We start from the raw sequence: 2,549 nt of genomic DNA, 5'->3' as shown, positions 1-2,549 counted from the left end.
CCAACAAAGCTTTGGATGGGATCTGGCACACGCTCGATGGATCACGGCATCGAAGCATTGTGCTCGCCGGCCGGCACTCCCTTGGCCGACGAAGTCGTCCTGGCAGGCATCCGCACGTTGCGTGAGGGAATGCTCCAGACCCTGCAACAACCTGACGATCTCGAGGCGCGGCGATTGTCCCAGTATGGCTCATGGCTCGCGTCGTTTGGGCTGCAGGCCCGCGTCCCCATGGGCGCAAGCCACGGCATTGGCCATGTGCTCGGCGGGACGTTCAACGTTCCCCATTACTATTGCACGCCCGTCATCATGCCGAGCCTTCTTCGCTACAACAAKCCATTCACCGAAGATGCGCAGAAGCGCTTGGCGGCGGCTTTGGGCGCTCCGGGTGACGAAGCCGCAGATGCCTTTGCGGAATTCACCAGGAGACTTGGACTACCCGGACGACTCGCCGACGTCGGCATCGGTGAAGACAAGTTCGAGCAGATCAGCAAGATCGCGATCAATCATCGCTTCGTACGCGCCAATTCGCGTCCTTTCAAAGACGAGGCCGATATCGTCGATCTGCTGCGAACCGCCGCGTAGCAGCCAAAGCGGCGGCCGGTGGTGAAGGCATAGCCGTTTGCCTTCCCCATCGGCGCGCTCTGTTGAGGTCATCGTGCCTCAACTTTCCAAGACATGCACTCTCGCGCGGTCGCTCGCGGCCTGATTGCGCAAACCGAGCCGGCCGGCCTCCAGTAGGAGGTCAGACAAGCGCTTGTCGTCGACCGCACGCGCCAACACGATCGAACCGACCATGGTCGCAATTGCACGAGCGGCCGCCTGCCTCGCTTCTTTTGATGGCCTCGCCGCGATCAGGCGCGCGAGGATATCGACCATCTTGCCAAGCCCGCTTTCGAGGGTGCGTCGCGCCTCCGGACCTGACCGCCCGATATCCGCGGCCAAAGCCGGAAGCGCGCAACCGCGTCCCGGATCGTCACGGTGGCGAGGGCTCAGGTAAGACTCGACAATTGCGTCGAATCCCTTCTGGGCGGGCAGGCCCTGCGTGAGACTCAGCCAATGGACAATCGTTCGATCCATGGCCAGGGCGAGGCTTTCGACGACCAACGCATCACGCGATTTGAAGTAGGCGTAGAAACTGCCATGCGTCAGATTTGCGAGCTTCATCAGGTCGGCCACACTCAGGCCATCGGCACCGCTCTGGCGCAGGCCGCGGGAAGCACTTTCGACAATACGTCTGCGGGTGTGCTGCCCATGGTCCTTCGGATAACGCATCGCCTGCTCCGGGATGGCACAAGGTATTCGCTGATGATGATCCCATCACGGCCGGAACTTCTCAGCCCGCGCGGAAGGTCGCCTGAAGCGCGGATCGCCAAGCCGCGGCTTCACGCGACCTTCCGCGCGGCCCCGCTGTCGGCGTCCAGGAAACCCGTAAGCCTGTCCCTGATCAGTCGCTCGGCATCTTCCATGATGCGGTCGATCAGTTCCTTCACGGTCGGAATGTCGTGAATGAGCCCGACGACCATGCCGCAGCTCCACGCGCCCGCGTCCATGTCGCCGTCGATCATCACCTTGGGATAGACGCCAGCGACCTGGTCGTGGACGTCCTCGATCTTGAGGCTCTTGCCCTTGCCTCGCTCGATCTCGAGCAGATGCTCGACACCCTTGTTGTTCAGCACCCGTTCGGTGTTGCGGAGCGCCCGCATGACCAGCCTTGTGTCGAGCTCCGACGCCGCGACCAGGGCGTTCTTGACGTTCTCGTGCACCGGCGCTTCCTTGGTGGCGATGAAGCGCGTGCCCATGTTCATGCCCGCAGCGCCCATCGCCAGTGCCGCAACCAGGCTGCGGGCGTCCGCCATGCCGCCCGAGGCAACGAACGGGATCTTCAGTTCCTCGGCCGCGCGCGGCAACAGGATCATGTTTGGCATGTCATCCTCGCCGGGATGGCCGCCGCACTCGAAGCCGTCGACGCTGACCGCATCGCAGCCGATCTGCTCGGCCTTCAGCGAGTGCCGGACGGAGGTGCATTTGTGGATCACCTTGATGCCGCCCGCCTTCAGGGTCGGCATGTACTGTTCGGGGCTGCGCCCGGCGGTTTCGACGATCCTGACGCCGCCCTCCCTGATGGCCGCGATGTATTCCGGATAGGGAGGCGCGCTGAAGGTCGGCAGGAACGTGAGGTTCACGCCGAACGGCTTGTCCGTCATGTCGCGACAGCGCGCGATCTCCTTGGCCAGCAGTTCCGGCGTTCTTTGCGTCAGGCCCGTGATCAAGCCGAGCCCGCCCGCGTTGGAGACGGCCGCCGCCATTTCGGCGAAGCCGACGTAGTGCATTCCGCCCTGGATGATCGGGTGCTCGATGCCGAACAGTTCAGTAATCGCTGTCTTCACGAATGATCTCCCCGTGTTCCCGCTCAGTGGATGATTTCAAACAGGCCGGCAGCGCCCATGCCGCCACCGATGCACATGGTCACCACGCCGTATTTCGCCTTGCGCCGGCGGCCCTCGATCAGAAGATGGCCGGTCAGTCGCGCGCCGGTCATGCCGTAGGGA

The 2,549-nt window shown here is 63.3% G+C and carries 3 protein-coding genes and 1 pseudogene; 1 reads left to right on the top strand and 3 read right to left on the bottom strand.

Annotation, left to right across the window (positions count from 1 at the left end; all coding sequences use genetic code 11):
* Nucleotides 1-36 precede the first annotated feature (36 nt).
* Entirely contained in the window at nucleotides 37-582 is a 546-nt protein-coding gene (locus AC1D00_RS36210; RefSeq protein WP_477013969.1) for a dehydroquinate synthase/iron-containing alcohol dehydrogenase family protein, read from the top strand.
* 78 nt (nucleotides 583-660) lie between these two features.
* On the opposite strand, the gene AC1D00_RS36205 is transcribed toward AC1D00_RS36210, so the two are convergent.
* The 3 genes and pseudogenes from AC1D00_RS36205 to AC1D00_RS36195 all read right to left on the bottom strand — a co-directional run.
* A complete protein-coding gene (locus AC1D00_RS36205; protein ID WP_477013968.1) occupies nucleotides 661-1,272 on the bottom strand; it encodes a TetR/AcrR family transcriptional regulator in 612 nt (203 codons plus the stop codon).
* Nucleotides 1,273-1,382: 110 nt separating this feature from the next.
* Entirely contained in the window at nucleotides 1,383-2,387 is a 1,005-nt protein-coding gene (locus tag AC1D00_RS36200; protein WP_477013967.1) for an NAD(P)H-dependent flavin oxidoreductase, read from the bottom strand.
* Between the two features lie 23 nt (nucleotides 2,388-2,410).
* Nucleotides 2,411-2,549, bottom strand: a pseudogene (locus AC1D00_RS36195) (acetyl-CoA C-acyltransferase); the annotation flags it as partial.

This window comes from Bradyrhizobium sp. P2_E8 (assembly GCF_056403875.1).
The sequence above is the reverse complement of the archived record's forward strand: the minus strand, read 5'-3'. Positions and strand labels throughout refer to the sequence as shown.